The sequence below is a fragment of the Pseudomonas oligotrophica genome, from assembly GCF_021726475.1.
GTDB classification, from domain to species: domain Bacteria; phylum Pseudomonadota; class Gammaproteobacteria; order Pseudomonadales; family Pseudomonadaceae; genus Stutzerimonas; species Stutzerimonas oligotrophica.
Window position 1 is genome coordinate 552,695 of sequence record NZ_JAKJRU010000002.1, and the last position, 26,543, is coordinate 579,237.

At 66.9% G+C, this 26,543-nt stretch carries 28 protein-coding genes; 20 read left to right on the forward strand and 8 right to left on the reverse strand.

Annotated elements, in window-relative coordinates; all coding sequences use genetic code 11:
• Positions 1-75 precede the first annotated feature (75 nt).
• The 4 genes from L3N39_RS06500 to ubiT all read left to right on the forward strand — a co-directional run bounded on the left by L3N39_RS06500 (position 76) and on the right by ubiT (position 2,840).
• The gene (locus L3N39_RS06500; RefSeq protein ID WP_237256458.1) at positions 76-285 is read left to right on the forward strand and encodes a hypothetical protein; all 210 of its coding nucleotides are present in this window, start codon (positions 76-78) and stop codon (positions 283-285) included.
• Positions 286-451: 166 nt separating this feature from the next.
• Positions 452-1,447: a ubiquinone anaerobic biosynthesis protein UbiU gene (gene ubiU, locus L3N39_RS06505; protein WP_237256459.1), complete on the forward strand. Its 996-nt coding sequence runs from the start codon at positions 452-454 to the stop codon at positions 1,445-1,447.
• 14 nt (positions 1,448-1,461) lie between these two features.
• The gene (locus tag L3N39_RS06510) at positions 1,462-2,352 is read left to right on the forward strand and encodes a U32 family peptidase (RefSeq protein WP_237256460.1); all 891 of its coding nucleotides are present in this window, start codon (positions 1,462-1,464) and stop codon (positions 2,350-2,352) included.
• Positions 2,346-2,840 carry a ubiquinone anaerobic biosynthesis accessory factor UbiT gene (gene ubiT / locus L3N39_RS06515; protein ID WP_237256461.1) on the forward strand — a complete coding sequence of 165 codons (495 nt, stop codon included), beginning with the start codon at positions 2,346-2,348 and terminating at the stop codon, positions 2,838-2,840. Before L3N39_RS06510 ends, ubiT begins: the two co-directional genes overlap by 7 nt.
• Positions 2,841-2,879: 39 nt before the next feature.
• On the opposite strand, the gene L3N39_RS06520 is transcribed toward ubiT, so the two are convergent.
• Together L3N39_RS06520 and L3N39_RS06525 are read right to left on the reverse strand one after the other, a co-directional pair.
• Positions 2,880-3,272, reverse strand: coding sequence for a putative zinc-binding protein (locus tag L3N39_RS06520; RefSeq protein ID WP_237256462.1), 393 nt, complete (start codon positions 3,270-3,272; stop codon positions 2,880-2,882).
• Positions 3,273-3,358: 86 nt separating this feature from the next.
• Positions 3,359-4,036: a Crp/Fnr family transcriptional regulator gene (locus L3N39_RS06525; RefSeq protein ID WP_237256463.1), complete on the reverse strand. Its 678-nt coding sequence runs from the start codon at positions 4,034-4,036 to the stop codon at positions 3,359-3,361.
• Between the two features lie 238 nt (positions 4,037-4,274).
• On the opposite strand from L3N39_RS06525, the gene L3N39_RS06530 reads away from it, so the two are divergent.
• The 3 genes from L3N39_RS06530 to L3N39_RS06540 all read left to right on the forward strand — a co-directional run bounded on the left by L3N39_RS06530 (position 4,275) and on the right by L3N39_RS06540 (position 7,214).
• Positions 4,275-6,293 carry a ribonucleoside triphosphate reductase gene (locus tag L3N39_RS06530; protein ID WP_348983390.1) on the forward strand — a complete coding sequence of 673 codons (2,019 nt, stop codon included), beginning with the start codon at positions 4,275-4,277 and terminating at the stop codon, positions 6,291-6,293.
• Positions 6,294-6,366: 73 nt separating this feature from the next.
• On the forward strand, positions 6,367-6,522 hold the full coding sequence (gene nrdD / locus L3N39_RS06535) for an anaerobic ribonucleoside-triphosphate reductase (RefSeq protein ID WP_237256464.1): 156 nt from the start codon (positions 6,367-6,369) through the stop codon (positions 6,520-6,522).
• Complete coding sequence (locus L3N39_RS06540) at positions 6,519-7,214, forward strand: anaerobic ribonucleoside-triphosphate reductase activating protein (protein WP_237256465.1); 696 nt, start codon at positions 6,519-6,521, stop codon at positions 7,212-7,214. Before nrdD ends, L3N39_RS06540 begins: the two co-directional genes overlap by 4 nt.
• A 47-nt stretch (positions 7,215-7,261) precedes the next feature.
• Here the strand turns inward: L3N39_RS06540 and L3N39_RS06545 are convergent, their stop codons facing one another.
• Genes L3N39_RS06545 through L3N39_RS06560 form a run of 4 tightly spaced genes read right to left on the reverse strand, consistent with a single transcriptional unit; the run spans position 7,262 to position 10,382 of the window.
• The gene (locus L3N39_RS06545; protein ID WP_237256466.1) at positions 7,262-8,638 is read right to left on the reverse strand and encodes a 4Fe-4S binding protein; all 1,377 of its coding nucleotides are present in this window, start codon (positions 8,636-8,638) and stop codon (positions 7,262-7,264) included.
• Entirely contained in the window at positions 8,635-9,492 is an 858-nt protein-coding gene (locus tag L3N39_RS06550; protein ID WP_237256467.1) for an FTR1 family iron permease, read from the reverse strand. The genes L3N39_RS06545 and L3N39_RS06550 overlap by 4 nt, the downstream gene beginning before the upstream one ends.
• A 21-nt stretch (positions 9,493-9,513) precedes the next feature.
• The gene (locus L3N39_RS06555; RefSeq protein ID WP_431978004.1) at positions 9,514-9,849 is read right to left on the reverse strand and encodes a cupredoxin domain-containing protein; all 336 of its coding nucleotides are present in this window, start codon (positions 9,847-9,849) and stop codon (positions 9,514-9,516) included.
• Entirely contained in the window at positions 9,849-10,382 is a 534-nt protein-coding gene (locus L3N39_RS06560) for an iron transporter (RefSeq protein WP_237256468.1), read from the reverse strand. Before L3N39_RS06560 ends, L3N39_RS06555 begins: the two co-directional genes overlap by 1 nt.
• Positions 10,383-10,593: 211 nt before the next feature.
• Here L3N39_RS06560 and mdtD point away from each other — a divergent pair, with 211 nt between their 5' ends.
• The 7 genes from mdtD to L3N39_RS06595 all read left to right on the forward strand — a co-directional run bounded on the left by mdtD (position 10,594) and on the right by L3N39_RS06595 (position 17,448).
• Positions 10,594-12,015, forward strand: a complete 1,422-nt coding sequence (gene mdtD / locus L3N39_RS06565; protein ID WP_237256469.1) for a multidrug transporter subunit MdtD — start codon at positions 10,594-10,596, stop codon at positions 12,013-12,015.
• A gap of 195 nt (positions 12,016-12,210) precedes the next feature.
• Positions 12,211-12,480, forward strand: a complete 270-nt coding sequence (locus L3N39_RS06570) for a hypothetical protein (protein WP_237256600.1) — start codon at positions 12,211-12,213, stop codon at positions 12,478-12,480.
• Positions 12,481-12,587: 107 nt separating this feature from the next.
• Positions 12,588-12,908, forward strand: a complete 321-nt coding sequence (gene sugE, locus L3N39_RS06575; protein WP_237256470.1) for a quaternary ammonium compound efflux SMR transporter SugE — start codon at positions 12,588-12,590, stop codon at positions 12,906-12,908.
• A 118-nt stretch (positions 12,909-13,026) separates the two neighbouring features.
• The gene (locus L3N39_RS06580; protein ID WP_237256471.1) at positions 13,027-13,464 is read left to right on the forward strand and encodes a CBS domain-containing protein; all 438 of its coding nucleotides are present in this window, start codon (positions 13,027-13,029) and stop codon (positions 13,462-13,464) included.
• 197 nt (positions 13,465-13,661) lie between these two features.
• Complete coding sequence (locus tag L3N39_RS06585) at positions 13,662-14,102, forward strand: c-type cytochrome (RefSeq protein WP_237256472.1); 441 nt, start codon at positions 13,662-13,664, stop codon at positions 14,100-14,102.
• A 3-nt stretch (positions 14,103-14,105) separates the two neighbouring features.
• Positions 14,106-15,530: a cbb3-type cytochrome c oxidase subunit I gene (locus L3N39_RS06590; RefSeq protein ID WP_237256473.1), complete on the forward strand. Its 1,425-nt coding sequence runs from the start codon at positions 14,106-14,108 to the stop codon at positions 15,528-15,530.
• A gap of 76 nt (positions 15,531-15,606) precedes the next feature.
• On the forward strand, positions 15,607-17,448 hold the full coding sequence (locus L3N39_RS06595; RefSeq protein ID WP_237256474.1) for a nitric oxide reductase activation protein NorD: 1,842 nt from the start codon (positions 15,607-15,609) through the stop codon (positions 17,446-17,448).
• A 55-nt stretch (positions 17,449-17,503) separates the two neighbouring features.
• Here L3N39_RS06595 and L3N39_RS06600 read toward each other — a convergent pair whose 3' ends face one another.
• The gene (locus L3N39_RS06600; protein ID WP_237256602.1) at positions 17,504-18,016 is read right to left on the reverse strand and encodes an outer membrane protein assembly factor BamE; all 513 of its coding nucleotides are present in this window, start codon (positions 18,014-18,016) and stop codon (positions 17,504-17,506) included.
• A gap of 95 nt (positions 18,017-18,111) precedes the next feature.
• Between L3N39_RS06600 and fur the strand changes: the two genes are divergently transcribed.
• Positions 18,112-18,516, forward strand: a complete 405-nt coding sequence (gene fur / locus L3N39_RS06605) for a ferric iron uptake transcriptional regulator (RefSeq protein WP_237256475.1) — start codon at positions 18,112-18,114, stop codon at positions 18,514-18,516.
• Between the two features lie 66 nt (positions 18,517-18,582).
• On the opposite strand, the gene recN is transcribed toward fur, so the two are convergent.
• On the reverse strand, positions 18,583-20,256 hold the full coding sequence (gene recN / locus L3N39_RS06610) for a DNA repair protein RecN (protein ID WP_237256476.1): 1,674 nt from the start codon (positions 20,254-20,256) through the stop codon (positions 18,583-18,585).
• Between the two features lie 197 nt (positions 20,257-20,453).
• Here recN and grpE point away from each other — a divergent pair, with 197 nt between their 5' ends.
• The 5 genes from grpE to carA all read left to right on the forward strand — a co-directional run bounded on the left by grpE (position 20,454) and on the right by carA (position 26,527).
• The gene (gene grpE / locus L3N39_RS06615; protein WP_237256477.1) at positions 20,454-21,020 is read left to right on the forward strand and encodes a nucleotide exchange factor GrpE; all 567 of its coding nucleotides are present in this window, start codon (positions 20,454-20,456) and stop codon (positions 21,018-21,020) included.
• 91 nt (positions 21,021-21,111) lie between these two features.
• Positions 21,112-23,028, forward strand: coding sequence for a molecular chaperone DnaK (gene dnaK / locus L3N39_RS06620; protein ID WP_237256478.1), 1,917 nt, complete (start codon positions 21,112-21,114; stop codon positions 23,026-23,028).
• Positions 23,029-23,187: 159 nt separating this feature from the next.
• On the forward strand, positions 23,188-24,315 hold the full coding sequence (dnaJ, locus tag L3N39_RS06625; protein ID WP_237256479.1) for a molecular chaperone DnaJ: 1,128 nt from the start codon (positions 23,188-23,190) through the stop codon (positions 24,313-24,315).
• A gap of 84 nt (positions 24,316-24,399) precedes the next feature.
• Positions 24,400-25,206 (forward strand): 4-hydroxy-tetrahydrodipicolinate reductase, encoded by an 807-nt coding sequence (dapB, locus tag L3N39_RS06630; RefSeq protein WP_237256480.1) that lies wholly within the window; start codon positions 24,400-24,402, stop codon positions 25,204-25,206.
• Positions 25,207-25,390: 184 nt separating this feature from the next.
• Positions 25,391-26,527, forward strand: coding sequence for a glutamine-hydrolyzing carbamoyl-phosphate synthase small subunit (gene carA, locus L3N39_RS06635; RefSeq protein ID WP_237256481.1), 1,137 nt, complete (start codon positions 25,391-25,393; stop codon positions 26,525-26,527).
• Positions 26,528-26,543: the final 16 nt, after the last annotated feature.

A 26,543-nucleotide genomic window follows, 5' to 3' on the forward strand; every position in this document is an offset into this window, starting at 1 on the left:
ACGCCGGCCGCGCGGGCGATCCCGCAGGCGCCCCGGTGGTCTATCTTCAAAGCCAACCGCTGCGAGGAAACCACCATGGCGCTGGACCTGAAACAGTTCGACGCGTTGCTCGACGAGGCGCGCGCGCACGCCAACCTGGCCGCCAGCCAGAACGAGCCGCTGCACTACCGCGATGCCTTCGAGGCCAGCCTCAAGGCCATGCGCCTGCTGGCCGAGGAGTCCGGCGCCTGGCGGCAGATGGTCGCCCGCGCCACCGAGGAGTTCGAGGGCGACGAGGGCATCTGAAGCCCGCTTCGTCGGCTACCGGCAGCCCGTTCGGGCCGCCGGCCAATCTTGACCCCTATCAATGCTGGCCTCCGGCCGGCTCCCTAGACTGCCGGCTGTTTTCCCTCCGCCGCATGGGCGCTCGCGTCCCGTGCGCGCCCGTTTCTCCAAACGTCTAGGAGTTGCCATGCACCTGGTCTGCCCGGCAGGAAGCCTGCCCGCGCTCAAGGCCGCCGTCCAGCAGGGCGCCGATGCCATCTATGTAGGCTTTCGCGATGACACCAACGCGCGTCACTTCGCCGGCCTCAATCTCGACGACAAGCAGCTCGACAAGGGAATGCAGCTGATCCGCGAAAAGGGCCGCCAGCTCTATGTGGCGGTCAATACCTATGCCCAGCCCGAAGGCTGGTCGCGCTGGCAGCGCGCGGTGGACCAGGCCGCCGACCTGGGCGTCGACGCGCTGATCGCCGCCGACCCGGGCGTGCTCGGCTACGCCAGCAAGCGCCATCCGCAGCTCAAGCTGCACCTCTCGGTGCAGGGCTCGGCGACCAACGCCGCCGCGCTGGGCTTCTACCAGCAACGCTACGGGATCAGCCGCGCGGTGCTGCCGCGCGTGCTGTCGCTCAAGCAGGTCAAGCAGGTCGCCGCCAGCAGCCCGGTGCCGATCGAGGTGTTCGCCTTCGGCAGCCTGTGCATCATGGCCGAGGGCCGCTGCCACCTGTCGTCCTACCTCACCGGCGAGTCGCCGAACCTCTGCGGCGTCTGCTCGCCGGCCAAGGCGGTGCGCTGGAGCGACGAGCCCGAGGGGCTGACCTCACGGCTGAACAACGTGCTCATCGATCGCTACGCCGAAGGCGAGTCGGCCGGCTACCCGACCCTGTGCAAGGGCCGCTTCATGGTCAACGGCAAGCGCTTCCATGCGCTGGAGGAGCCGACCAGCCTGAACACCCTCGACCTGATTCCGGAGCTGGCCGCCATCGGCGTGACGGCGATGAAGATCGAGGGACGCCAGCGCAGCCCGGCCTATGTCGAGCAGGTCACCCGTGTCTGGCGCGCCGCGCTGGACAGCTATCTCAAGGCGCCGCAGCGCTATGCGGTGCAGCCGGCCTGGCGCCAGGTGCTGGACGGCCTCTCCGAAGGCTCGCAGACCACCCTGGGCGCCTACCACCGGGCCTGGCAATGAACGAGGACGCCAACATGAAACTCAGTCTCGGCCCGGTGCTGTTCTACTGGGATCGCAACAAGACCCACGACTTCTACGCCAGCATGGCCGAGCAGCCGCTGGACGTGATCTACCTCGGCGAGACGGTCTGCTCCAAGCGCCGCGACATGATGCTCGACGACTGGCTGGGCCTGGCCCGCGACATCGCCCGGGTCTCCTCGGCGCAGCTGGTGCTCTCCGGTCTCACCCTGGTCGAGGCCGCCTCGGAATTGTCCAGCCTGCGCCGCCTGTGCGACAACGGCGAGCTGCTGGTCGAGGCCAACGACATGGGCGCCGTGCAGCTGATGTCCGAGCGCAAGCTGCCCTTCGTCGGCGGGCCGGCGCTCAACCTGTACAACGGCCATGCGCTGGCCGAGCTGGTGGCCAGCGGCATGCAGCGCTGGGTGCCGCCGGTGGAAGCCTCCGGCCAGCTGATCGGCCACACCCTGCGCCAGCTCGACAGCCTCGAGGTGGCACGGCCGGAGGTGGAAATCTTCGCCTACGGGCACCTGCCGCTGGCCTACTCGGCGCGCTGCTTCACCGCCCGCGCCGAAAACCGGCCCAAGGACGACTGTCAGTTCTGCTGCCAGAACTACCCCGAGGGCATCCCGCTGCTCAGCCAGGAGAACGCGCCGCTGTTCACCATCAACGGCATCCAGACCATGTCCGCCTCGGTCAGCAACCTGCTGGCCGACTACCCGGAGCTGGTCAACGCCGGCGCCGACCTGCTGCGCCTGAGCCCACGTGCCGAAGGCATGGAACAGGTGATCGCCGCGTTCGACGCGGTGCGCAAGGGTGGACTGCCGCCGCTGGCGGTCGACGGCTGCAATGGCTACTGGCACGGCCAGGCCGGCATGCTGCGTGCAGAGGAGGCCGGCCTGTGCTGAATCCCCGTGCGCACCTGGTCAACCTAGGCAGCCGGCTGCTGCCGCTGGCCGCCCGTACCCCCTTCCTGCTCCAGCGCCTGGCACTGGAGCGCAGCCTCAACCAGGTCTTCGCCGAGTCGCTGGCCGATGGCGCCTTCGACATGCTCGACGGCCGCTGGATGAAACTCGAGGTCAGCGATCTCGGCCTGGCCTGGTGCCTGACCTGCCAGGGCGGGCGCCTGCGCATCGCCGAGCAGGCCGCGGTAGAGGTCGCCATACGGGGCAACTGGCGCGAATTCCTGCTGCTGGCCAGCCGCCAGGAAGACCCGGACACCCTGTTCTTCCGCCGTCGGCTGATCATCGAAGGTGATACCGAACTGGGCCTGGCGATCAAGAACCTGATCGATAGCCTGGACCCGGACACCCTGCCGGCCTGGCTGTGGAAGCTGCTGCAGGGAGCCGGCGAGGAAGTCGCCGCGGCCGGCCGGGCGCAGGCGGCCGGCGCGTGATCCGATGCGCGGCGGTGCTGGCCCGCCGCGCGCTTTCCTTCAGCAGGCCCGCGGGCGCGGGCGCATGCGGTCGCTGGCGATGATCGCCTTCATGTCCTCGAACAGGGCGGCAACTTCCTCTTCGCTGCAGTCCTGCCGGTAGCGCTTGCGCAGGCCGTAGCTGCTGAGCGTCACGTGCACGTCGGGGGTGACCCCGTGCTGTGCCAGGCAGGCACGCGCGCAGTGCAACGGGCAGCCGTCGATGGCGAGGATACGACGGCCGGAGTGGGCTTTCTTCACCAGTGCCTCGACCCGCCCGCCGACGCCGGCGATGCAGGACATTTCGGCCAGGCCGGCACGATCCAGGCGCACGGCCAGGGTGTTGGCCATCTGTGCGACATTCGAGCAGCCCGAGCAGGAATACACCAGCGGCCCGTGGGTTGGCGTGGTCATGAGTGCTCCCGGTGGCTGTGGCAATGCGCGTCAGTATCCGCGCCGGGTGCCGGCGCGTGCATGACTGCGATCAAGAACGGCGGCGCCTACTCGTCGTGCGCGGCCAGTTCCTGGGGATCGAGGATCTCGATGCGCCGGCGCTCGACCGAGATGGTGCCGGCCTCCACCAGGCGATGGAGGATGCGCGAGAAGGTCTCCGGCTGGATGCCGAGCTTGGAGGCGACCAGGCGCTTGGGGACGTCGAGGGTCACCACGCCGTCGCGCTCGCCGGCGGACTGCAGCAGGAAGCGCACCACGCGCCGGCTGGCATTGGCCATGGTCAGGGTGTCGATCTCGACCATCCGCTGGTGCAGGCGCACGCTGAGGGTGGCGAGGATCTCCAGGCAGATGCCGGGCTGCTCCTCGAGGATGCGCCGGTAGTGCGGGCCGTTCAGACTGACCGCCAGGCTGGCCTTGAGCGCGGTGGCGCTGACCGGGTAGTAGGGCGTGCCGCGGAACAGCAGTGCCTCGGCGAAGGAGTCGCCGGCGCGCATCACCTCGACGAGCTTCTCCTGGCCGTCGCAGACCACGCGATGCAGTTTCACCTGGCCGCTGAACAGGTAGTAGAAGCGGTCGGCCTTGTCGCCCTGATGGAACAGCGTGGCGCCGGCCGGCAGGCGTTTCAGGTTGGCCAGCGCACAGACCTCCTGCATCGCGGCATCGGGCAGGCGACTGAACAGGTGGTGGCTGCGCAGCGCGTTGATCAGGGACATTTCGGTAAGCATCGTTCCTCCCCCGGGCGCAGAAGGGCGCGTTCGGTCGAGGGCATGCTAGGAGGCCGCGCCTGCCCGCTTCCTTGACGCCAGACAAGTTCGTCGCCTGTGCGCAACTGTCGCGGCGGGAAATTTTCCGGCCTGCCGGCGGAATTGACGGTCATCAATTTATCTGCGGCCCTTGTGCCTACCATGCACAGCATCTTGTGGTTCCGTTCGTTAATCCAACTAGATGTAGTGAGGAGGCCAGGTGAAGGACTTGACTGGGGGGCAGGCGCCGGTGCGGCTGCGCAAGCGCGATGGCCGCGAGATGCCGTTCAGCACGCAGAAGATCGTCCGTGCCATCGCGGCGGCCGGCCAGAGCACCGGCGAGTTCGAGGAGCCGGCCGCGCAGGCCCTGGCCGACGCAGTGGTCGGCCAGCTGGCGGGGGCGGCGCTGGTGGAGATCGAGCAGGTCCAGGACCGCGTCGAGCGCACGCTGATGCAGGCCGGGCACTTCGATACCGCGCGCGCCTACATCGTCTATCGCGAGCGCCATGCGCGCCTGCGCCGTGACCGCAAGGCGGTGGTCGACGTGGCGGCCTCGATGAACGAGTACCTCTCCCGCGAGGACTGGCGGGTGCGCGCCAACGCCAACCAGGGTTACTCACTGGGTGGGCTGATCCTCAACGTGTCGGGCAAGGTCACCGCCAACTACTGGCTGGACGAGGTCTACAGCCCGGAGATCGGCACGGCGCACCGCGAGGGCGACCTGCACATCCACGACCTGGACATGCTCGCCGGCTACTGCGCCGGCTGGTCGCTGCGCACGCTGCTCAATGAGGGCTTCAACGGCATTCCCGGACGGGTCGAGGCGGGCCCGCCGAAGCACCTGTCCAGCGCCCTCGGGCAGATGGTCAACTTCCTCGGCACGCTGCAGAACGAGTGGGCCGGCGCGCAGGCGTTCAGCAGCTTCGATACCTACCTCGCACCCTTCGTGCGCAAGGACGGCCTCGGCTTTGAGGAGGTGCGCCAGGCGATCCAGGAGTTCGTCTACAACCTCAACGTGCCGTCGCGCTGGGGTACCCAGACGCCGTTCACCAACCTGACCTTCGACTGGGTCTGCCCGGAGGACCTGCGCGAGCAGATTCCCTACATCGGCGGCCAGGAGATGCCCTTCGCCTACGGCGAGCTGCAGGCCGAGATGGAGCTGATCAACCGCGCCTATATAGAAGTCATGCAGGCCGGCGACGGCCTGGGCCGGGTGTTTACCTTCCCGATCCCGACCTACAACATCACCCATGACTTCCCCTGGGACAGCGACAACGCCACGCGCCTGTTCGAGATGACCGCGCGCTACGGCCTGCCGTACTTCCAGAACTTCCTCAACTCGGACATGAAGCCCAACCAGGTGCGCTCGATGTGCTGCCGCCTGCAGTTGGACGTGCGCGAGCTGCTCAAGCGCGGCGGCGGGTTGTTCGGCTCGGCCGAGCAGACCGGCTCGCTGGGCGTGGTGACGATCAACTGCGCGCGCCTGGGCTACCTGCACGCCGGCGACTGGGCCGGGCTGCTGGCGCATCTGGACAGCCTGCTGGAGCTGGCGCGGCAGAGCCTGGAGGTCAAGCGCAAGGTGATCCAGCATCACATGGATGCCGGCCTGTACCCCTACACCAAGCGTTACCTGGGCACGTTGCGCAACCATTTCTCCACCATCGGCGTGAACGGCCTGCACGAGATGCTGCGCAACTACAGCGAGGATGCCGAGGGGCTGCATACCGAGGCGGGGCGGCGCCTGGCGGTCGAGCTGCTCGACCATGTGCGCGCGCGCCTGGTGCAGTTCCAGGAGGACACCGGCCACCTCTACAACCTCGAGGCGACGCCGGCCGAGGGCACCACCTATCGCTTCGCCAAGGAGGATCGCAAGCGCTTCCCCGACATCCTCCAGGCCGGTTCGGCCGCGGCGCCGTACTACACCAACTCCTCGCAGCTGCCAGTGGGCTACACCGACGACCCCTTCGAGGCGCTGGCGCTGCAGGACGAACTGCAGTGCAAGTACACCGGCGGCACCGTGCTGCACCTGTACATGGCCGAGCAGATTTCCTCGGCCGAGGCCTGCAAGAAGCTGGTGCGCAACGCCCTCGGGCGCTTCCGCCTGCCATACCTGACGGTCACGCCGACGTTCTCGATCTGCCCGGTGCACGGCTACCTCGCCGGCGAGCACGAGTTCTGCCCCAAGTGCGACGAAGCGCTGCTGCACAAGCAGCAGGCTGCCGCGGCCGTACCGGCCTGATCCGCGACCCCGTGCCGCGCCGTTCCGTCCGGGGCCGCGCGGCATACTCCACCCCAGCAAAAGGAGAGTCACCATGAGCCAAGCGACCCAACTGCCCCAGGAACTGCGCCAGCGCTGCGAAGTCTGGACCCGCGTGATGGGCTATCACCGCCCGGTGGCGGCGTTCAACCCCGGCAAGCAGTCCGAGCATCGCGAGCGCCTGCACTTCACCGAAGCGGCGGCGCGGTGACCGCAGCGCTGCGGGTCGGGGGCCTGGTGCCCCTGACCACCCTGGATTTCCCCGACCACCTGGCCTGCGTGCTGTTCTGCCAGGGCTGCGGCTGGCGCTGTCGCTATTGTCACAATCCGCAGCTGATCCCGACCTGCGGCAGCGAGGAGCGACCCTGGGCGGAGATTCTCGCCTTCCTCGAGCAGCGCGTCGGCCTGCTCGAGGCGGTGGTGTTCAGCGGCGGCGAGCCGACCCTGCAGAGCGCGCTGCTGGATGCCATCGCCCAGGTGCGCGCGCTGGGCTACAAGGTCGGCCTGCACAGCGCGGGGATCAAGCCGAAGCTGTTCCGCCAGGTGCTGCCGCTGGTGGACTGGGTCGGCTTCGATGTCAAGGCACTGCCCGAGCACAGTGCGGCGATCACCGGTGTCGACGGCAGCGGCCCGGCCAACTGGAAAAGCCTGGATTACCTGCTGGAAAGCGGCGTCGATCACGAGTGTCGCACCACCGTGCACTGGGGGCTGTTCGATGCCGAGCGGCTCTGGGAGCTGGCGCAGCGCCTGCAGCGGCGCGGTGTGGAACGCTTCGCCGTGCAGTGCGTGCGCACCGCGCGCATGCTCGACGAGCAGCTCGCCGACAGCCGCGCGCCCTACGACCAGCAGCGTCTGTGGGAGCGCCTGGATCGGCTGTTCCCGGCTTTCATGCTGCGCGGCTAGCGAGAGGCTGGATGGGCCCCCGGGCGACCATTCGAGGCCGGTCGCCCTCAGCTCCAGCCCCAGAATTGCAGGTACCAGCCATAGCCGACCAGCGCCGTCGCCGCGATCACCGGGGCGAAGGCCAGCAGCCGGCGCAGGCCGTTGGCGCCATACAGGCCTAGCACCTTCCACGCCAGGTACAGGCTCCAGGCGATCGCGCCGAGCAGCAGCGCCGCGCGGGCCGGTTGCGCCCAGGCCAGTGCCAGGCCTTCGTAGCGCAGCAGCTTGACCGTGGTCGCCGAGAGCCCAAGGAACAGCCCGGCGCCACCCAGCGGAATCAGCGCCAGCGCCAGATGCTCGAAGAAGTCGCCGCCGCGGCCCAGCAGCCGGGTCGAGCCGCGCAGCAGCAGCCAGAGCGCGGAGCCGACCAGCAGCGAACTGCCGAAGATGTAGAGCAGGATGACCGAGCCATCCAGCCAGGTGAAGGCATCGTTGGCCTGTGGGTAATGCGTCAGCAGCCACCAGGGGGCGTTGGCCTCCAGCGGCCAGAAGATGTCGCGCTCGACCAGCCACTCGGCCAGGGTCTGCTTGAGCGAGATGAACCAGGGGCTGACCGTCCACTGGAAGGCGCCCATGGCCAGGCCGATCATGCCGAACAGCAGCAGGGTGCTGTCCCAGTGCCGGGTCTGCGGCTGGCTGCCGACGATGAGGATCTCCTGGTTCGGCGAGCGCATGCTCAGTTCCACCGCGCCGCGCTGGCCGCTGCAGCGCCCGCAGGCGTGGCACTCGCTGTTGCCGCGCATGCGGCGGATGTCGATCAGCGGGGCGCAGTTGGGGGTGGCCAGGTGCGGCGGCTGGTTGGCCAGCCAGCGTTGCTCGTCGACCTTGTAGTGCAGCGGCGCCAGGCGCGCCAGCAGGCTGAACACCCCGCTGACCGGGCACAGGTGGCGGCACCAGACGCGCTTGCCGCGCCCGTAGAGAAAGCCCACCAGCATGGCCGCGACGGTGGAGCCGCCGAGGATCAGCAGCGCGGCCTGGGCATAGTCGTAGACGCTGATCAACTGGCCATAGACGGTGGTGAGGATGAACGCCACGGTCGGCCAGCCGCCCCAGCGCACCCAGCGCGGCGTGCCCCGGCCCAGGCCCTTCCAGCTGGCCCATTCGCTGAGCGAGCCTTCGGGGCAGAGCACGCCGCACCAGAGCCGGCCGAAGAAGATCATCGACAGCAGGACGAACGGCCACCACAGGCCCCAGAAGACGAACTGGGCGAACAGCGTGAGGTTGTCGAGCATGCGCGCCTGCGACGGCGGCAGGCTGAGAAAGGCCGGCACTACCAGCAACAGCAGGTAGAAGCCGACCACTATCCATTGCACGGCGCGGATCAGCCTGGCGTGGCGGCGCATCCCGTCGCCGAGTCGGGCCAGCCAGGGTGTCGCGATGTTCATGCCGGCTCCGCGGCCAGCGGGCGCGGTGGGCGCGGCCGCAGCCACAGCCAGACCGCCAGCCAGTAGGCGGCCATCACCAGCACCGCGGCCAGCGACGGCATCGCGCGGTAGCCGGTCAGGCCGGCGAGGGTGCTGCCCAGGGTGCTGCCGTCGTCCAGCAGGGCGGAGCTGTCCCACAGCGGATCGCCGAACACACCGTAGAGTTGCTCGGGCAGTTCCATGCCCATCAGCTGGCCGGACAGGCGGTCCAGCCCGGCCATCAGCAGGGCGGCGCCGAGCAGCAGGAGCAGCACTTCGCTGACCTGGAAGAAGCGCCGCCAGCTGAAGAAGCGGCTGCCGGCCTGCAGCACCGCGTAGCTGACCAGCGCCAGGACGAAGCCCAGCAGCCCGCCGATGACGAAGCCGGTGAGCGCCTGGCCCTGCTGCTGGTTGCCGATGCCGTAGAGGAACACCACGGTCTCGCTGCCCTCGCGGCCGACCGCCAGCATCGCCAGCACCGCCAGGCCAACGCCGCTGCCCTGGCTGAGCTTCTCGGCGGCGCTGTTCTGCAGGCTGGCCTTGAGCGTGCGGCCGTGCTGGTGCATCCAGCCGACCATGTGCAGGATCAGTAGGGCGGCGGTCACCAGCATGGCGCACTGGAACCACTCCCCGGCACTGCCGGCCAGCCATTCGCCAGCCTCCAGCACGCCCCAGGCCAGCAGCAGGGCCAGGCCCAGACCGCCGGCAACCCCGCTCCAGAGCATGCGCAGCGCGCTGCCGGCGTCGGGTTGCTGGCGCAGCCAGGCATGCAGGATGCCGATGACCAGCAGTGCCTCGATGCTTTCACGCCAGACGATGAACAGGGATTGGCCCATGGTGGTCTCCTCGGGATGCGACTACTTGGCGACGATCTCGCCTTCCGGCAGGTCCAGGTGGAACTCGTCGAAGAACGGATAGCGGCCTGGCTTGAGCGGGTGGATCACCACGAAGGAGGTCACGCCCGGGGAGAGCACCTTCTCCACTCGCAGCGGCGTGCTCTCGAACTCGGTGGGGCCGCTGCCGGCGTTGTGCACGACGATCTTGAAGCGCTGGCGCGCCGGCACCTCGATCACCGAGGGCTCGAAGTGGCCGTCGCGGATGGTCAGTTCGAAGGTGGGCAGGCCCGCCTGCGCGCCGGCGGCGAAGCCGGCGAGCAGGGCGGCGCACAAGGCGCGACGCACGGGCATGACCATCAGTAGCCGCCTTTCTTGCCGATGCCGGCGTAGGTGAACTCGTACTTCAGCTCGCAGGCCTCGAACCAGGGACCGACGCCGGTCTCCTTGTCGGTATGGCGGCCGAACATGCCGTGGCCGGCACCCGGCGGCAGGATCTTGTAGGTCAGCTGGTACTTGCCCGGGCCGAGCAGCTTGACGTTGTCGCCATAGTGCGGGCCGTCATTGGCGACCATCGGATGGAAGTCGCCCTTGATCACCTCGTCCGAACCCTTCTTGCGCAGCTCGTACTGGATGCCGAGGTAGGGTACGAAGCTGCCTTCCTGCCAGCCGTTGGGGTTGCCTTCCAGCGCGCTGATGTCGGCCTCCAGGTGCACGTCGGAATCGGCGGCGGCGCGCATCAGCCCGGCCGGGTCCATCTCCACCGGCTGCAGGTACACGGCGCCGACTTCCATGCCGCCGCACTGCTGGGGTTCACCGATGGGGTATTCCTTGGCCTGGGCCAGCGGAGTGAGCAGCAGGGTCGCGGTGGCGAGCATGACGGGATAGCGCATGGGATGACTCCTGGCAGATTTGGGTGGCGCAAATGATTGCGCTTGCGCTTCCTAATGATAATGATTCGCGTCAATTACTAAAGAAATATATTGTTACAGGGACAAAATGTCGCACCTGGGTTCGAGTTCGCGGCTGCGTGCGCGCCCGCGCAGGCGAACCCTCCGTCCGGCAATCCTCTAATATGGTGCACCTCTGCTTTCCGGGGCCCCCATGCACTCTCCTGTCGTACTGGACGCCCGCGCCGCGCGGGTTCTGCCGTGGCTGGTCGCCATCGCCTTCTTCATGCAGACGCTCGACGGCACCATCCTCAATACCGCGCTGCCGGCCATGGCGCGGGACCTGGCCGAGGATCCGTTGCGCATGCAGGGGGTGGTGATCGCCTACATGCTCACCGTCGCGCTGCTGATACCCGCCTCCGGCTGGCTGGCCGATCGCTTCGGTTCGCGAAGGGTATTCTTTGCCGCCATTGCGCTGTTCACCCTGGGCTCGCTGTTCTGCGCGCTGTCGGGCAGCTTCAGCCAGCTGGTGGTCGCGCGCGTGGTGCAGGCCATCGGTGGCGCGCTGATGCTGCCGGTCGGCCGCCTGGTGGTGCTGCGCGCCTTTCCGCGCAGCGAGTTCGTGCGGGTGATGACCTTCGTTGCCCTGCCGGGTATGGTCGGCCCGCTGCTGGGACCGACGTTGGGCGGCTGGCTGGTCCAGTACGCTTCCTGGCACTGGATCTTCCTGATCAACCTGCCGGTCGGCCTGCTCGGCAGCCTGGTGGCCCTGCGCTTCATGCCCGACCTCAGGGGGCCGGAGCGAACCCGCTTCGATGGCCCGGGCTTCGTGCTGTTCGGCGCGGCGATGGTGCTGATCACCATCGCCCTGGAAGGCCTTGGCGAACTGCGGCTGCCGCATGCACGGGTCATGCTGCTGCTGGCGGCTGGCAGCGCCTGCCTGGCGGCCTACTGGCTGCGCGCCGGGCGCATCGAGCAGCCGCTGTTCAGCCCGCGGCTGTTCCGCACGCGCAGCTTCGCCGTCGGCATCCTTGGCAATCTGTTTGCCCGGTTGGGCAGCGGCGCGCTGCCGTTCCTCCTGCCGTTGTTGCTGCAGGTCGCGCTGGGCTACGCGCCGGCGCAGGCGGGGATGATGATGATTCCCCTGGCGGTCGGCGCGATGCTGACCAAGTCCATCGCCCGCCAACTGATCGACCGGCTCGGCTACCGGCGCATCCTGGTGGGCAACACGCTGCTGCTCGGCGCGCTGATCGGCAGCCTGGCGCTGCTCGATCGGGACACGCTCGGGCTCTGGGTGCTGCTGCACCTGGGCCTGATCGGCATGGTCAATTCGCTGCAGTTCACCGCGATGAACACCGTGACGCTGATCGGTCTGAGCAACCGCGATGCGGCCAGTGGCAACAGCCTGCTGTCGGTGGTGGTGCAGCTGTCGATGAGCCTCGGCGTGGCGGTGGCCGGTGCGTTGCTGGGCGGCTTCACTGCACCCGGTGCCGCCGGCGAGGCAGTGATCGACGCGTTCCGCCTGACCTTCCTCTGCATCGGCGCGATGGCGATGCTGGCCTCGGCCCTGTTCCTGCAGCTCGATCATTGGCAGCCCGCGCCGCGCGAGCGCACGCAGGTCGAGGTCGGCGAGTGAGCATCTCGATCTGTCCCGTTTGGCGACACATGGACTGCGCTCGCGGCCGGTTACCGGCGTGATCGCTCTCCGGAGCGCTTCGCCGGCGGCCACCATGCGCACCGATTGTTTACCTGTTCATGTAGCCATTATCGACCTGTCGTTTCATGCGACATATCGTTCCGCTTGCTGACAGGAAAGCAAGGGGAATGCGTGATGATGCAGATGGGGTTGTCGTGGCTGGTGATGTTGCTGTCTTCCTTCGCGGTGTTGCTGATGCTGCTGCTGTGCTGGCTGCAATGGTTGCGCTGCCGCAGCCAGCTCGCCGAGCTGCAGGTGTTGCGCAACCTGATGCAGGGCGTAGGCGAGGTGATCGGGCGGCTCGAACGGCATAACGCCGAACTCGCCTGCGGGCTGCGCGCCGAGCGGGCGCAGGCCGCGCAACTGCGCCGTCAGGTGGAATTGCTGCGGGCGGCGGTGCGCTGAGACAGGTGCCCTTGTCGGCGCCGTGCTATGGTCGCAGCTCCGGCGGGACGACCCGCCGCTGTTTCGCCCATGCGGGGACGGCCCTGCTCGTGCATGGAGTCTGTCCCATGAATACGGCCTGGACCCTGCTGGTGCTCGCCGGCTTGCTGGAAGTTGCCTGGGCGCTCGGCCTCAAGGCTTCCGAGGGCTTTTCCCGCCCGCTGCCCACGCTGTTCACCCTGGTCACCATGGCCGCCAGCTTCTATCTGCTGGCGCAGGCCATGAAGACGCTGCCGGTCGGCACGGCCTATGCCGTCTGGGTCGGCATCGGCGCGGTGGGCACCGTGCTGCTCGGCATCCTCGTGTTCGGCGAGCAGGCCGGCCCCTGGCGCCTGCTCAGCCTGGCACTGCTGCTCGGCGGCCTGATCGGCCTGAAGCTGACGTCCTAGGCGCCGGGGCAGGCAGCCCTTCGTAGTGCTTTGCCGCCCTCGGGCGGCGCGATATGTTTGCTTGCGGTTGCCAGGAAACGGGCGCGCTCGCGCCCGGCGAACAACAAGAGGACATTCCATGAAGACCATTGCGCAGGTGCTCAGCGCCAAGCAGATCCAGGGCATCGTCACCATCGCGCCCACCGACTCGGTGCTCGATGCGCTGCGGCTGATGGCGCAGAAGAATGTCGGCGCGCTGCCCGTGGCCGATGCCGACGGCAGGCTGGTCGGCATCGTCAGCGAGCGCGACTACGCACGCAAGATGGTGCTGCTCGGGCGCTCGTCGTTCGCCACGCCGGTGAGTGCCATCATGACCAGCTCGCTGGTCACGGTGGAGCCGCGCCAGACCATCCGCGAATGCATGCAGATCATGACCGACAAGCACCTGCGCCACCTGCCGGTGGTGGAAAACGGTCGCACCCTCGGCCTGCTCTCCATCGGCGACGTGGTCAAGGAGACCATGGCCGAGCAGGACAGCCTGATCCAGCAGCTCGAGCAGTACATCCGCGGCGAATAGCCGCTGCTGCAGCCCCCATTGCAGACGGTTCGGCGCACAGACAAGGGCGCAGGCCCCGGCGCATGCGGGGTGCGCCGGCTGGTCGCCGGGCCGGGACAAAGCCTGACTACCGCGTTCGGGTTTTTCTTGATCGCTATCAAGCAGATTTCGATAGGTGCCTTCTTACACTGGCCCCGCCAAGCCAAGAGGAGGCGACCATGTCCGAGACCTTCACCAAGGGTATGGCCCGGAATATCTACTTTGGAGGAGGCGTGTTCTTCTTCCTGGTGTTCCTGGGCCTTACCTATCACACAGAGCAGACGTTTGCCGACCGATCCAACGAATCGGAAATGACCGAGGCGGTCGTACGCGGCAAGGCAGTCTGGGAAAACAACAACTGCATCGGCTGTCACAGCCTGCTCGGCGAGGGCGCCTACTTCGCGCCGGAACTGGGCAACGTCTTCGTCCGTCGTGGCGGCGAAGAGGGCTTCAAGCCTTTCCTGCATGCCTGGATGAAGGCCCAGCCGCTGGGCGCTCCCGGTCGTCGGGCGATGCCGCAATTCCATCTGACCGACCAGGAAGTGGACGACATGGCGGAGTTCCTCAAGTGGACTTCGAAGATCGACACCAACAGCTGGCCGCCAAACAGGGAGGGCTGAGGGATGAGCATCATGAATCCGCATCTCAAGTTTCAATCGCAAGCCGTCGCCAAGCCGTACTTCGTGTTCGCGCTGATGCTCTTCGTCGGGCAGATCCTCTTCGGTCTCATCATGGGACTGCAGTATGTGGTCGGCGACTTCCTGTTCCCGCTGCTGCCATTCAACGTGGCGCGGATGGTCCACACCAACCTGCTGATCGTCTGGCTGTTGTTCGGCTTCATGGGCGCGGCCTACTACCTCATCCCCGAGGAGGCAGACCGCGAGCTGCATAGCCCGAAACTGGCACTGATCCTGTTCTGGGTGTTTGCCGCCGCCGGCGTGCTGACCATTCTCGGCTACCTGTTCGTGCCCTACGCCGGTCTGGCGGAGCTGACGCACAACGAGCTGCTGCCGACCATGGGGCGCGAGTTCCTGGAACAGCCGACGATCACCAAGATCGGCATCGTGGTGGTGGCCCTGGGCTTCCTCTACAACATCGGCATGACCATGCTCAAGGGTCGCAAGACCGTGGTCAGCACGGTGATGATGACCGGTCTGATCGGCCTGGCGGTATTCTTCCTGTTCTCCTTCTACAACCCGGAGAACCTGGCGCGCGACAAGTACTACTGGTGGTGGGTCGTGCACCTGTGGGTCGAAGGCGTGTGGGAACTGATCATGGGTTCGATGCTGGCCTTCGTCCTGATCAAGATCACCGGCGTGGACCGCGAGGTCGTCGAGAAGTGGCTGTACGTCATCATCGCCATGGCGCTGATCACCGGCATCATCGGTACCGGCCACCACTTCTTCTGGATCGGCGCACCGGGCGTCTGGCTGTGGCTGGGTTCGATCTTCTCCGCGCTGGAACCGCTGCCGTTCTTCGCCATGGTGCTGTTCGCCTTCAACATGGTGAACCGTCGCCGCCGCGAGCACCCCAACCGCGCTGCCTCGCTGTGGGCGCTGGGTACCACGGTGACTGCGTTCCTTGGTGCCGGCGTGTGGGGCTTCCTGCACACCCTGGCTCCGGTGAACTACTACACCCACGGCTCGCAGATCACCGCGGCCCACGGTCACCTGGCGTTCTACGGCGCCTACGCGATGATCGTGATGACCATGATCAGCTATGCCATGCCGCGCCTGCGCGGGCTGGGTGAGGCACCGGATGCGCGGGCGCAGACCGTCGAAGTCTGGGGCTTCTGGCTGATGACCATCTCGATGATGCTGATCACCCTGTTCCTCACCGCCGCCGGCGTGGTGCAGGTCTGGCTGCAACGTCTGCCTGCCGATGGCGCCGCCATGTCGTTCATGAACACTGCCGACCAGCTGGCCATCTTCTTCTGGCTGCGCCTGATCGCCGGGGTGTTCTTCCTGATCGGCCTGATCTGCTACCTGTACAGCTTCCGCCAGCGTGGCCGAGTGACCGTGGCTGCCACGGCCGCGGCTGCCGCCTGAGGCGGATCGCAGTGAGAACCGACGGCCCGGCTGAGTAGCGGGCCGTCGTCGTTTCCAACGCTACGGAGTGATTGCCATGGCATTCGCCATCGAAGTCGAAGAGTGGGTCGGTAGCGTCTGGCACCGTTTCATCACTCGTCGCGCCAGCCCGGACTTCCCCGAGGCACGCGTCGAGTTGCAGGACATGCAGCGGCCGCTGTCGCTGCTGTTTCGCGCCATGGGCGGCGCCAGCGGGGTGGGCGTCGAGGCGGCCAGCGCGCGCGACCTGCTCGTGCGGCGCAACCTCTTGCAGCAGGTCGCCGGTACCTGCAAGCAGCTGCCGGTGGCCTGGTGCGACCGCGACAACCTGCGCCTGCCGCAGAGCCTGGCGGTGTATCCCGACGCGGCGCTGAATCGCGACCTGTACCGCTGGCTGGCATTGCTGGCGGCGCAGGCCGGCGACATGCGCCACTGGGCGCGTGACAACCAGCGTTGGACGCAGCAGCTGCTCGAGCGCTTCCCGGCCATGCGTGCGCGCTACCGGCGGCTGGTCGAGGCGCACCTGCAGTTGCGCCCCGATCCATCCGAGCTGCCACGTGGCGAGGCCGCCCTGGAAGACGCGTTGTGCCAGGCGCTGCGCGAGCCCGGCAGCGTCGCCCAGTTCCCGCGTAGCGAGCGTGCGCCCTGGCCGGTCCCGCTCTGGCTGTACCCGGCGGAGAATCTCGGCGAGCCGCAGAGCCTGGATCACGGCGCCGACGGCGAAGGTGCCCTGGAAAGCCCGCCGGATGGCCGCAGCCGCCAGCGCAAGCGCGCCCGGCGCGTCGAGGACAGCACCAGCAAGAACGGCCTGCTGCTGTTCCGGCTGGAGAACCTGTTCAGCTGGTCCGAGCATGTCGAGCTGGATCGCTGCGGTGACGACACAGAGGACCTGGATGCCGCGCGGGTCGCCGAGGATCTCGACGAGCTGGCCCTGTCGCGCCAGCGCATGCGCCAGGGTGGCGGGCTCAAGCTCGACCTCGACCTGCCTGCGGCGGACTTCGACGACATTCCGCTGGGCGCCGGTATCAAGCTGCCCGAATGGGACTATCGCAAGCAGTGCCTGCAGAAGGATTTCGTCAGCCTGCAGCCGATGTTGCCGCGCGGATCGGAACCCAAGCCGCTGCCGTTGCACCTGGCCCCGCTGGCACGGCGCCTGCGCCGGCAGTTCGAGCATCTGCGCAACGATCGCCAATGGCTGCGCCAGCAACCCCAGGGCTCGGAGCTGGACATGCAGGCCTGGCTCGATTTCCACGTCGAGCGGCACAACGGCCAGTGCGTCGAGCGCGGCCTGTACATGGAGCAGCGGCAGAACCGCCGCGACCTGGCGACCCTGCTACTGGCCGACCTGTCGATGTCCACCGACGCGCATCTGGACAACGAGCACCGGGTCATCGACGTGATCGGCGACAGCCTGCTGCTGTTCGGCGAGGCGCTGTCGGCCGTCGGCGACCAGTTCGCGCTCTACGGCTTTTCCTCGCTGCGTCGCCAGCAGGTGCGCATGCAGGAGCTCAAGAGCTTCCGCCAGGCCTACGGTGACGAGACGCGTGGGCGTATCCAGGCACTCAAGCCCGGTTACTACACGCGCATGGGCGCGGCGATCCGGCACGCCACCAACCTGCTTGCCGAGTGCAAGCAGCGGCGCAAGCTGCTGCTGCTGGTCACCGACGGCAAGCCGAACGACCTGGATCTCTACGAGGGGCGCTACGGCGTGGAGGACACCCGCCAGGCGGTGCTGGAGGCGCGCCAGCAGGGCTTGCTGCCGTTCTGCATCACCATCGACCGGGAGGCCGGGGATTACCTGCCCTACATGTTCGGCGCCAACGGCTACACGCTGATCAAGGAGCCGCAGCAGCTGCCGTTCCGCCTGCCGCAGTTGTACAAGCAGCTGACCCAGCGCTGAGCGCCCCGGCGCCAGCAGGGCAGAAAAGAAAAGCCCGGCTTGGCCGGGCTTTTCTTCATTCGGTTTCCAGTGGGTCGGGAATCGGCACGGGTACCGGCTCGGCCGCGTCGACCTCGCGCTGGATTTCCTCGAGCAGCGAGCCGGGGGCCGGCCGCTCGACAGGCTGCTCGACCGGCTTTTCGGTGACCGGGGCCGGGGCAGGGGAGGTGCCGAGGATCGCCTCGTCGCGGCTGACACCCGGCATGAAGTCGCCGGCCAGGCCGACCAGCTGGTCGTTGCCGTCGAACACCAGGCTGACACGCTCCTGCTGGCGCTGGCTGCCACCGGGCTGGATGCTATAGAGGTAGTCCCAGCGATTGGCGTGGAAGGTGTCGGTGATCAGCGGATTGCCCATGATAAACCGCACTTGCTTGCGGGTCATTCCGGGGCGCAGCTGATCTATCATGTCCTGCGTGACGACATTGCCCTGTTGAATGTCGACCTTGTATACCCCTGGAAACGAACAACCGGCGAGTGCGAACAGACCCACGAGCGTGAGGCTGGACAGCATGAGCTTGGTGTTTTGCATCGGTGGGTGACTTCCACTATCTTGGCTGGGCAAAGAACCCGGATCATACCCGTATTGAAGGAGGCTGCGAAACAGCAGCAGCGAGAAAGCCAACCATGGTCGAGAACAACGAACTTCGTAAAGCTGGTCTGAAAGTCACCCTGCCGCGGGTGAAGATTCTGCAAATGCTCGATAGCACGGGCCAGCGTCACATGAGCGCAGAAGATGTGTACAAGGCGCTGATGGAGGCTGGCGAAGACGTCGGTCTGGCGACCGTCTACCGCGTCCTGACCCAGTTCGAGGCGGCCGGGCTGGTGGTTCGCCACAACTTCGACGGCGGCCATGCGGTGTTCGAGTTGGCCGATGGTGGCCATCACGACCATATGGTCTGTGTCGATTCGGGCGATGTCATCGAATTCTTCGACTCGGATATCGAGAAGCTGCAGAAAGAGATCGTCGCCCGCCACGGCTACGAGCTGGTTGACCACAACCTGGTGCTCTACGTCCGCAAGAAGAGCTGAGCGACTACCTGAAGAAAAGGCGACCTGCGGGTCGCCTTTTGCATTTCCGGGGCGAAGCGCGCCCGGTCAGGCCTGGGCGGTGGCCACCATCTGCCGGGCGTGGGCCAAGGACTGCTCGGTGAGGTCGACGCCGCCGAGCATCCGTGCAATCTCCTCCACCCGCGCATCACCTTCGAGCGTCTTCACCGCGGTGCGGGTCTCGTCCGTGCCGCGTGCCTTGTGCACGAACAGGTGGTTGTGGCCCTGCGCCGCGACCTGCGGCAGATGGGTGACGGTCAGCACCTGGCCGCGTTCGCCGAGGCGACGCAGCAGCTGGCCGACGATCTCGGCGGTCGGGCCGCCGATGCCGACATCCACTTCGTCGAACACCAGCGTCGGGGTGCGCGAGGTCTGCGCGGTGATCACCTGGATCGCCAGGCTGATGCGCGACAGCTCGCCGCCGGAAGCCACCTTGGCCAGTGGCCGCAGCGGCTGCCCGGGGTTGGCGCTGACCAGAAACTCGATCATCTCCAGACCCTGCGGCGGGTTCTCATCCTGCGCGGCCGGCTTGAGTGCGGCGCTGAACCTTCCGCCGGGCATGCCCAGGCGCTGGATCTCGTCTTCCACCGCGGCCGCCAGCCGGCCGGCCGCCATCTGGCGGATGCCGCTCAGCTCGGCGGCCTTCTCCCGGTAGTGTCGGGCATAGGCCTCGAGTTCCTCGCCCAGGCGCTCGACAGCTTCGTCATCCGCGTTCAGCCCTTCGAGTTCACCCAGCAGGCGCTGCTGCAGGGCAGGCAGCTCGGCGGGCTGGACGCGATGCTTGCGTGCCAGGCTGTAGATGGCGTCGAGGCGTTCCTCCAGTGCCTGCTGGCGCTGCGGGTCGGCATCGAAGTGGTCGATGAAACGGTTCAGCTCGCCGATCGCCTCTTCCACCTGGATCTGCGCGCTGGCCAGCAGGTTGACCGCCTCGCCGAGTGCGCCGGACTGGGCCTGGAAGGCGGTCAGGCGATGCAGGCTGGCGGTCAGCGCCGACAGCACGTTGCCGGCATCGCTCTCGCTGCAAAGCTCCATCACCTGCTGGCAGGCGCCGAGCAGCTGGCCGGCGTTGGCCAGGTTGCGGTGTTCCTGTTCCAGTTGCTCCAGCTCGTTCTCGCCCAGCCCGAGGTTCTCCAGCTCCTCGAGCTGGTAGCTCAGCAGCTGGTGGCGTGCGCGCTGCTCGTCGCTGGCGTTGCTCAGTCGCTCGAGCGTCTGGCGCGTCTGCTTCCAGCGCTGGGCGGCGAGCTGGACCTGGCGCGCCAGCTCCTGGGCGCCGGCGAATTCGTCCAGCAGCCGGCGGTGGGTGTCGGGCTTGAGCAGCGACTGGTGCTCGTGCTGGCTGTGGATATCGATCAGCAGCTCGCCGAGCGCCTTGAGATCGCCCAGCGGGCAGGGCGAGCCGTTGATGTAGCCGCGCGAGCGCCCTTCGGCGGTGATCACCCGGCGCAGGATGCAGGGGCCGTCGCTGTCCAGGTCGCGCTCGGCCAGCCAGGCACGCGCGTCGGCGATGTCGGCCAGGTCGAAACTGGCCAGGATGTCGGCCTTGTCGGCGCCCTGGCGCACCACGCTGCTATCGGCGCGATCGCCCAGCGCCAGGCCGAGGGCGTCGAGCATGATCGACTTGCCCGCTCCGGTTTCGCCGCTGATCACGGTCATGCCCGCCTGCAGCTCCAGGTCGAGGTGTTCGACGATGGCGTAGTTGTGGACCGAGAGATGTACCAGCATGACGGCGCTCCGGATTAAATGGCTGTGTATTTATACAGTGCCGTTTCCCCGGGCTTCAAGCGCCGCCGGGCATCTGCCCCGTCTGTATGTCAGCTTTTTGCGCATATCCGCAGCCGGCGCCTTGAAGCCCGCGACGACGACCCCATATAGCGGCACATGCGCGGGGTCGCCCGCTTTGAAACAGAGATGGAGGACGCATGGCCGACGAGCAGAACCTGGATAACCAGCCCCCGGAGAACCCGCAAGCCGAAAGCACGGCCGCCGAGGACCTGGCCGCGCGCGTGCAGTCGCTCGAAGAGCAGCTGGCCGCCGCGCAGGACCAGTCGCTGCGCGTTGCCGCCGAATTGCAGAACATCCGCCGCCGCGCCGAACAGGACGTGGAGAAGGCGCACAAGTTCGCCCTGGAAAAGTTCGCCGGCGACCTGCTGCCGGTGGCCGACAGCCTGGAGCGTGGCCTGGAGCTGACCAGCCCGGACGATGAGGTCGGCAAGGCGGTGCGCGAGGGCCTGGAGCTGACCCACAAGCTGCTGCTCGACACCCTGGCGCGGCACCAGCTGGTGCAGCTCGATCCGCAGGGCGAGCCGTTCAATCCCGAGCACCACCAGGCGATGGCGATGGAAGAGAGCGTCCATGCCGAGCCGGGCAGCGTGCTCAAGGTGTTCCAGAAAGGCTACGCGCTCAACGGGCGCCTGCTGCGCCCGGCGATGGTCGTGGTCAGCAAGGCGCCGGCGGATGCACCGCCTTCGATCAGCGAGAAGGCTTGAATAACGGCCGCGAGGCCCCATCTGTCAGGCAGGCAAGTTTCAGTGTCAGCCGGCGCCAGCCAAAGGCGCACAACAAGTTTCGGAGAGAGAAATGGGCAAGATCATCGGTATCGACCTGGGGACCACCAACTCCTGTGTCTCCATCATGGAAAACGGCAGCATCAAGGTCATCGAGAACGCCGAGGGTGGCCGCACCACGCCGTCCATCATCGCCTACACCAATGATGGCGAGACCCTCGTCGGCCAGTCGGCCAAGCGCCAGGCGGTGACCAACCCGCAGAACACCCTCTACGCGGTCAAGCGCCTGATCGGCCGCCGCTACGAGGAAGACGTGGTGCAGAAGGACATCAAGATGGTCCCCTACACCATCACCAAGGCCGACAACGGCGATGCCTGGGTGGAAGTGAAGGGCCAGAAGATGGCGCCTCCGCAGATCAGCGCCGAAGTGCTGAAGAAGATGAAGAAGACCGCCGAAGACTACCTCGGCGAGCCGGTCACCGAAGCGGTGATCACCGTGCCGGCCTACTTCAACGACAGCCAGCGCCAGGCCACCAAGGACGCCGGCCGCATCGCCGGCCTGGACGTCAAGCGCATCATCAACGAGCCGACCGCGGCCGCGCTGGCCTATGGCATGGACAAGGCCAAGGGTGACCACACCGTGATCGTCTATGACCTGGGTGGCGGTACCTTCGACGTGTCGGTGATCGAGATTGCCGAAGTCGACGGCGAGCACCAGTTCGAGGTGCTGGCCACCAACGGCGACACCTTCCTCGGTGGCGAGGACTTCGACATCCGCCTGATCGACTACCTCGTCGACGAATTCAAGAAAGAGTCCGGCATCAACCTCAAGGGCGATCCGCTGGCCATGCAGCGCCTGAAGGAAGCCGCCGAGAAGGCCAAGATCGAGCTGTCCTCCAGCCAGCAGACCGACGTCAACTTGCCGTACATCACCGCCGACGCGTCCGGTCCCAAGCACCTCAACGTGAAGATCTCCCGCGCCAAGCTGGAGTCGCTGGTCGAGGACCTGGTCGAGCGCACCATCGAGCCGTGCCGCATCGCCCTGAAGGACGCCGGCATCGACGTGGGCAAGATCGACGACGTGATCCTGGTCGGCGGTCAGACCCGCATGCCGCTGGTGCAGAAGAAGGTCGCCGAGTTCTTCGGCAAGGAGCCGCGCAAGGACGTCAACCCGGACGAGGCCGTGGCCATGGGGGCTGCCATCCAGGGTGCCGTGCTGGCCGGTGACGTCAAGGACGTGCTGCTGCTCGACGTTTCCCCGCTGACCCTGGGCATCGAGACCCTGGGTGGCGTGATGACCGCGCTGATCGAGAAGAACACCACCATCCCGACCAAGAAGTCGCAGGTGTTCTCCACCGCCGACGACAACCAGGGCGCCGTGACCATCCACGTGCTGCAGGGCGAGCGCAAGCAGGCCGCGCAGAACAAGTCGCTGGGCCGCTTCGACCTGGCCGACATTCCGCCGGCACCGCGCGGCGTACCGCAGATCGAGGTCACCTTCGACATCGACGCCAACGGTATCCTGCACGTGTCCGCCAAGGACAAGGCGACCGGGAAGCAGCAGTCCATCGTGATCAAGGCCAACTCGGGTCTGTCCGAGGAGGAGATCGAGCAGATGGTGCGCGACGCCGAGGCCAACGCCGAGGAAGACCGCAAGTTCGAGGAGCTGGTGGCGGCGCGCAACCAGGGTGATCAGCTGGTCCACGCGACCCGCAAGATGCTGACCGAGGCTGGCGACAAGGCCAGCGAGGACGACAAGACCGCCATCGAGAAGGCGCTCGGCGAGCTGGAGCTGGCCATCAAGGGCGACAGCAAGGCCGACATCGAGGCCAAGATCGCCGCGGTGTCCCAGGCATCCACCCCGCTGGCGCAGAAGATGTACGCCGAGCAGCCGCAGGGCGGTGCCGAAGGGCAGCCGGCAGGCGACAAGGCGCAGGGCGGCGACGACGTGGTCGATGCCGAGTTCGAAGAGGTCAAGGACAACAAGTAATCCTGGCTAGGCCCCAGTTGCTGGGGGAGCGGCGGCGCCTTGGCGTCGCCGCGTTTCGCTCCAGCCCGCCCGGTATCCGGGCAGGGTTGACCGCCACGCGGGGGCTCGCTCCCGCGTCGGCGTGTCTGGAGGATCTGAATTCGAGGGTGCAGGAAACTTATGGCCAAACGTGATTATTACGAAGTGCTGGGTGTCGAGCGCGGCGCGGACGAGGCGGAGCTGAAGAAGGCCTATCGTCGTCTCGCGATGAAGCATCACCCGGACCGTAATCCGGGCGACAAGGCCGCCGAGGAAGCCTTCAAGGAGGCCAACGAGGCCTACGAAGTCCTTTCCGACGCGAACAAGCGCGCTGCCTACGACCAGTACGGGCATGCCGGGGTCGATCCGCAGATGGGCGGGGCTGGCGGGGCCGGCTTCGGCGGGGCGAATTTCTCCGACATCTTCGGCGATGTGTTCAGCGACTTCTTCGGTGGCGCGCGCGGCGCCTCGCGGGGCGGCGCCCAGCGCGGCAGCGACCTGCGCTACACGCTGGAGCTCGATCTCGAGGAAGCGGTGCGCGGCACCACGGTCACCATCCGCGTACCGACCCTGGCCGAGTGCCAGGTGTGCCATGGCTCCGGCGCGAAGAAGGGCACCACGCCGGTCACCTGTACCACCTGCGGCGGCATCGGCCAGGTGCGCATGCAGCAGGGCTTCTTCTCGGTGCAGCAGACCTGCCCGCGCTGCCATGGCAGCGGCAAGATGATTTCCGACCCCTGTGGCAGCTGCCACGGCCAAGGGCGCGTCGAAGAGCAGAAGACGCTCTCGGTCAAGGTGCCGCCAGGCGTGGATACCGGTGACCGCATCCGCCTGTCCGGCGAGGGTGAGGCCGGAACCCAGGGCGGGCCGGCGGGCGATCTCTACGTGGTGGTCAACGTGCGCGAGCACGCGATCTTCCAGCGTGACGGCAAGCACCTGTACTGCGAGGTGCCGATCAGCTTCGCCGATGCGGCGCTGGGTGGTGAGCTCGAGGTGCCGACGCTGGATGGCCGGGTCAAGCTGAAAATCCCGGAAGGCACCCAGACCGGCAAGCAGTTCCGCCTGCGTGGCAAGGGCGTTGCACCGGTACGCGGCGGTGCACCCGGCGACCTGATGTGCCGGGTGGTGGTCGAGACGCCGGTCAACCTGAGCAAGCGCCAGCGCGAGATCCTCGAGGAATTTCGCGCCAGCTTGCAGGGCGATACCTCCCATTCGCCCCGTGCCAGTGGCTGGTTCGAGGGTGTGAAGCGCTTTTTCGGTGATGTTTGAGAGGCAGCTGGAAGCTTGAGCCGGAAGCCTGAGGCGCACCGGGGCAACTTCCAGCTTGCAGCTTCCAGCTTGGAGCTTTGAGTTATGCGACGTATTGCTGTAATGGGTGCCGCCGGGCGCATGGGCAAGATCCTGATCGAAGCGGTGCAGCAGACCGCCGGGGCTGCCGGGCTGACGGCGGCGATCGATCGCCCCGACAGTACGCTGGTCGGCGCCGATGCCGGCGAACTGGCCGGTATCGGCCGGCTGGGGGTGCCGCTGACCGGCGATGTCGCCAGGGCGGTCGACGAGTTCGATGTGCTGATCGACTTCACTCACCCCTCGGTGACGCTGAAGAACCTCGAGGTCTGTCGGCGTGCCGGCAAGGCCATGGTGATCGGTACCACCGGCTTCTCGGCCGAGGAGAAGGAGCGCCTGGTCCAGGCAGCGAAGGAAATCCCGATCGTCTTCGCGGCGAATTTCAGTGTCGGTGTCAACCTCTGCCTCAAATTGCTGGATACCGCCGCGCGTGTGCTCGGTGACGAGGTGGATATCGAGATCATCGAGGCGCATCACCGGCACAAGGTGGATGCACCTTCGGGTACCGCGCTGCGCATGGGTGAGGTGGTGGCCAGTGCTCTGGGGCGTGATCTGCAGAAGGTCGCGGTGTACGGCCGCGAAGGCCAGACCGGCGCCCGCGCGCGGGAGACCATCGGCTTCGCGACGGTGCGCGCCGGTGACGTGGTCGGCGATCACACCGTGCTGTTCGCTGCCGACGGCGAGCGTGTCGAGATCACCCACAAGGCGTCCAGCCGCATGACTTTCGCCAAGGGGGCGGTGCGTGCCGCGCTGTGGCTCGAGGGCAAGCCGGCCGGGCTCTACGACATGCAGGACGTGCTCGGGCTGCATTGAGCGCGCTGTCGGCGGCGCTTCTCAGGGTGGACCGCAAAGGGAGGTTTCTGTAAGCTACCCGCTTTAGTGTGTCCACTAAAAGTTGCGCAGAAATGAATCAAACAAAAAAGCGGGATGACCTTCACACGTCATCCCGCTTTTTTACAATCTGCGTCTGCTCCAGCCTTGATCTACGGGAGGTCTCTTGACTAAGCCAGCCATTCTCGCCCTTGCTGATGGCAGCATTTTTCGCGGCGAATCCATCGGCGCCGATGGCCAGACCATCGGTGAGGTGGTGTTCAACACCGCCATGACCGGCTATCAGGAAATCCTTACCGATCCTTCCTATGCCAAGCAGATCGTCACCCTGACCTATCCCCACGTCGGCAACACCGGCACCACCCCGCAGGACGCCGAGTCCTGGCGCGTATGGGCGGCCGGCCTGGTCATCCGCGACCTGCCGCTGGTGGCCAGCAACTGGCGCAACAAGCAGTCGCTGCCCGATTACCTCAAGGAAAACGGCACCGTCGCCATCGCCGGTATCGATACCCGCCGCCTGACCCGCATCCTGCGCGAGAAGGGCGCCCAGAACGGTTGCATCCTGGCTGGAGCTGACGCGACCGAGGAAAAGGCGCTGGAGCTGGCGCGCAGCTTCCCCGGCCTCAAGGGCATGGACCTGGCCAAGGAGGTCAGTGTCAAGGAGCGCTACGAGTGGCGCTCCACGGTGTGGAGCCTGGAGACCGACAGCCACGCCGAGATCCCGGCCAGCGAGCTGCCTTACCACGTGGTCGCCTTCGACTATGGGGTCAAGTACAACATCCTGCGCATGCTCACCGCGCGCGGCTGCCGCGTGACCGTGTTGCCGGCACAGACGCCGGCCAGCGAGGCGCTGGCGCTGAATCCGGATGGCATCTTCCTGGCCAACGGTCCGGGCGACCCCGAGCCTTGTGACTACGCGATCCAGGCGATTCAGCAAGTGCTCGAAACCGATATCCCGGTGTTCGGTATCTGCCTCGGCCACCAGCTGCTGGCGCTGGCCTCCGGCGCCAGGACTGTGAAGATGCCCAATGGTCACCACGGGGCGAACCATCCGGTGCAGGATCTGAAGACCGGCGTGGTGATGATTACCAGCCAGAACCACGGTTTCGCCGTGGACGAGGCCAGCCTGCCGGCCAATGTGCGCGCCACCCACAAGTCATTGTTCGACGGCACCCTGCAGGGCATCGAGCGCACCGACAAGGTGGCATTCAGCTTCCAGGGCCACCCCGAGGCGAGCCCCGGCCCGCACGACGTCGCGCCGCTGTTCGACCGTTTCATCGAAGCCATGGCCAAGCGCCGCTAAGCCTGCCGACTGACCA

Bases quoted from the DNA above. Each gene is read 5' to 3' on its own strand.
- L3N39_RS06500 (WP_237256458.1), top strand. From the start codon at position 76: ATGGCGCTGGACCTGAAACAGTTCGACGCGTTGCTCGACGAGGCGCGC.
- ubiU (WP_237256459.1), top strand. From the start codon at position 452: ATGCACCTGGTCTGCCCGGCAGGAAGCCTGCCCGCGCTCAAGGCCGCC.
- L3N39_RS06510 (WP_237256460.1), top strand. From the start codon at position 1,462: ATGAAACTCAGTCTCGGCCCGGTGCTGTTCTACTGGGATCGCAACAAG.
- L3N39_RS06520 (WP_237256462.1), bottom strand. From the start codon at position 3,272: ATGACCACGCCAACCCACGGGCCGCTGGTGTATTCCTGCTCGGGCTGC.
- L3N39_RS06525 (WP_237256463.1), bottom strand. From the start codon at position 4,036: ATGCTTACCGAAATGTCCCTGATCAACGCGCTGCGCAGCCACCACCTG.
- nrdD (WP_237256464.1), top strand. From the start codon at position 6,367: ATGAGCCAAGCGACCCAACTGCCCCAGGAACTGCGCCAGCGCTGCGAA.
- L3N39_RS06545 (WP_237256466.1), bottom strand. From the start codon at position 8,638: ATGAACATCGCGACACCCTGGCTGGCCCGACTCGGCGACGGGATGCGC.
- L3N39_RS06550 (WP_237256467.1), bottom strand. From the start codon at position 9,492: ATGGGCCAATCCCTGTTCATCGTCTGGCGTGAAAGCATCGAGGCACTG.
- L3N39_RS06555 (WP_431978004.1), bottom strand. From the start codon at position 9,849: ATGGTCATGCCCGTGCGTCGCGCCTTGTGCGCCGCCCTGCTCGCCGGC.
- L3N39_RS06560 (WP_237256468.1), bottom strand. From the start codon at position 10,382: ATGCGCTATCCCGTCATGCTCGCCACCGCGACCCTGCTGCTCACTCCG.
- mdtD (WP_237256469.1), top strand. From the start codon at position 10,594: ATGCACTCTCCTGTCGTACTGGACGCCCGCGCCGCGCGGGTTCTGCCG.
- L3N39_RS06570 (WP_237256600.1), top strand. From the start codon at position 12,211: ATGATGCAGATGGGGTTGTCGTGGCTGGTGATGTTGCTGTCTTCCTTC.
- sugE (WP_237256470.1), top strand. From the start codon at position 12,588: ATGAATACGGCCTGGACCCTGCTGGTGCTCGCCGGCTTGCTGGAAGTT.
- L3N39_RS06580 (WP_237256471.1), top strand. From the start codon at position 13,027: ATGAAGACCATTGCGCAGGTGCTCAGCGCCAAGCAGATCCAGGGCATC.
- L3N39_RS06585 (WP_237256472.1), top strand. From the start codon at position 13,662: ATGTCCGAGACCTTCACCAAGGGTATGGCCCGGAATATCTACTTTGGA.
- L3N39_RS06590 (WP_237256473.1), top strand. From the start codon at position 14,106: ATGAGCATCATGAATCCGCATCTCAAGTTTCAATCGCAAGCCGTCGCC.
- L3N39_RS06595 (WP_237256474.1), top strand. From the start codon at position 15,607: ATGGCATTCGCCATCGAAGTCGAAGAGTGGGTCGGTAGCGTCTGGCAC.
- L3N39_RS06600 (WP_237256602.1), bottom strand. From the start codon at position 18,016: ATGCAAAACACCAAGCTCATGCTGTCCAGCCTCACGCTCGTGGGTCTG.
- fur (WP_237256475.1), top strand. From the start codon at position 18,112: ATGGTCGAGAACAACGAACTTCGTAAAGCTGGTCTGAAAGTCACCCTG.
- recN (WP_237256476.1), bottom strand. From the start codon at position 20,256: ATGCTGGTACATCTCTCGGTCCACAACTACGCCATCGTCGAACACCTC.
- grpE (WP_237256477.1), top strand. From the start codon at position 20,454: ATGGCCGACGAGCAGAACCTGGATAACCAGCCCCCGGAGAACCCGCAA.
- dnaK (WP_237256478.1), top strand. From the start codon at position 21,112: ATGGGCAAGATCATCGGTATCGACCTGGGGACCACCAACTCCTGTGTC.
- dnaJ (WP_237256479.1), top strand. From the start codon at position 23,188: ATGGCCAAACGTGATTATTACGAAGTGCTGGGTGTCGAGCGCGGCGCG.
- dapB (WP_237256480.1), top strand. From the start codon at position 24,400: ATGCGACGTATTGCTGTAATGGGTGCCGCCGGGCGCATGGGCAAGATC.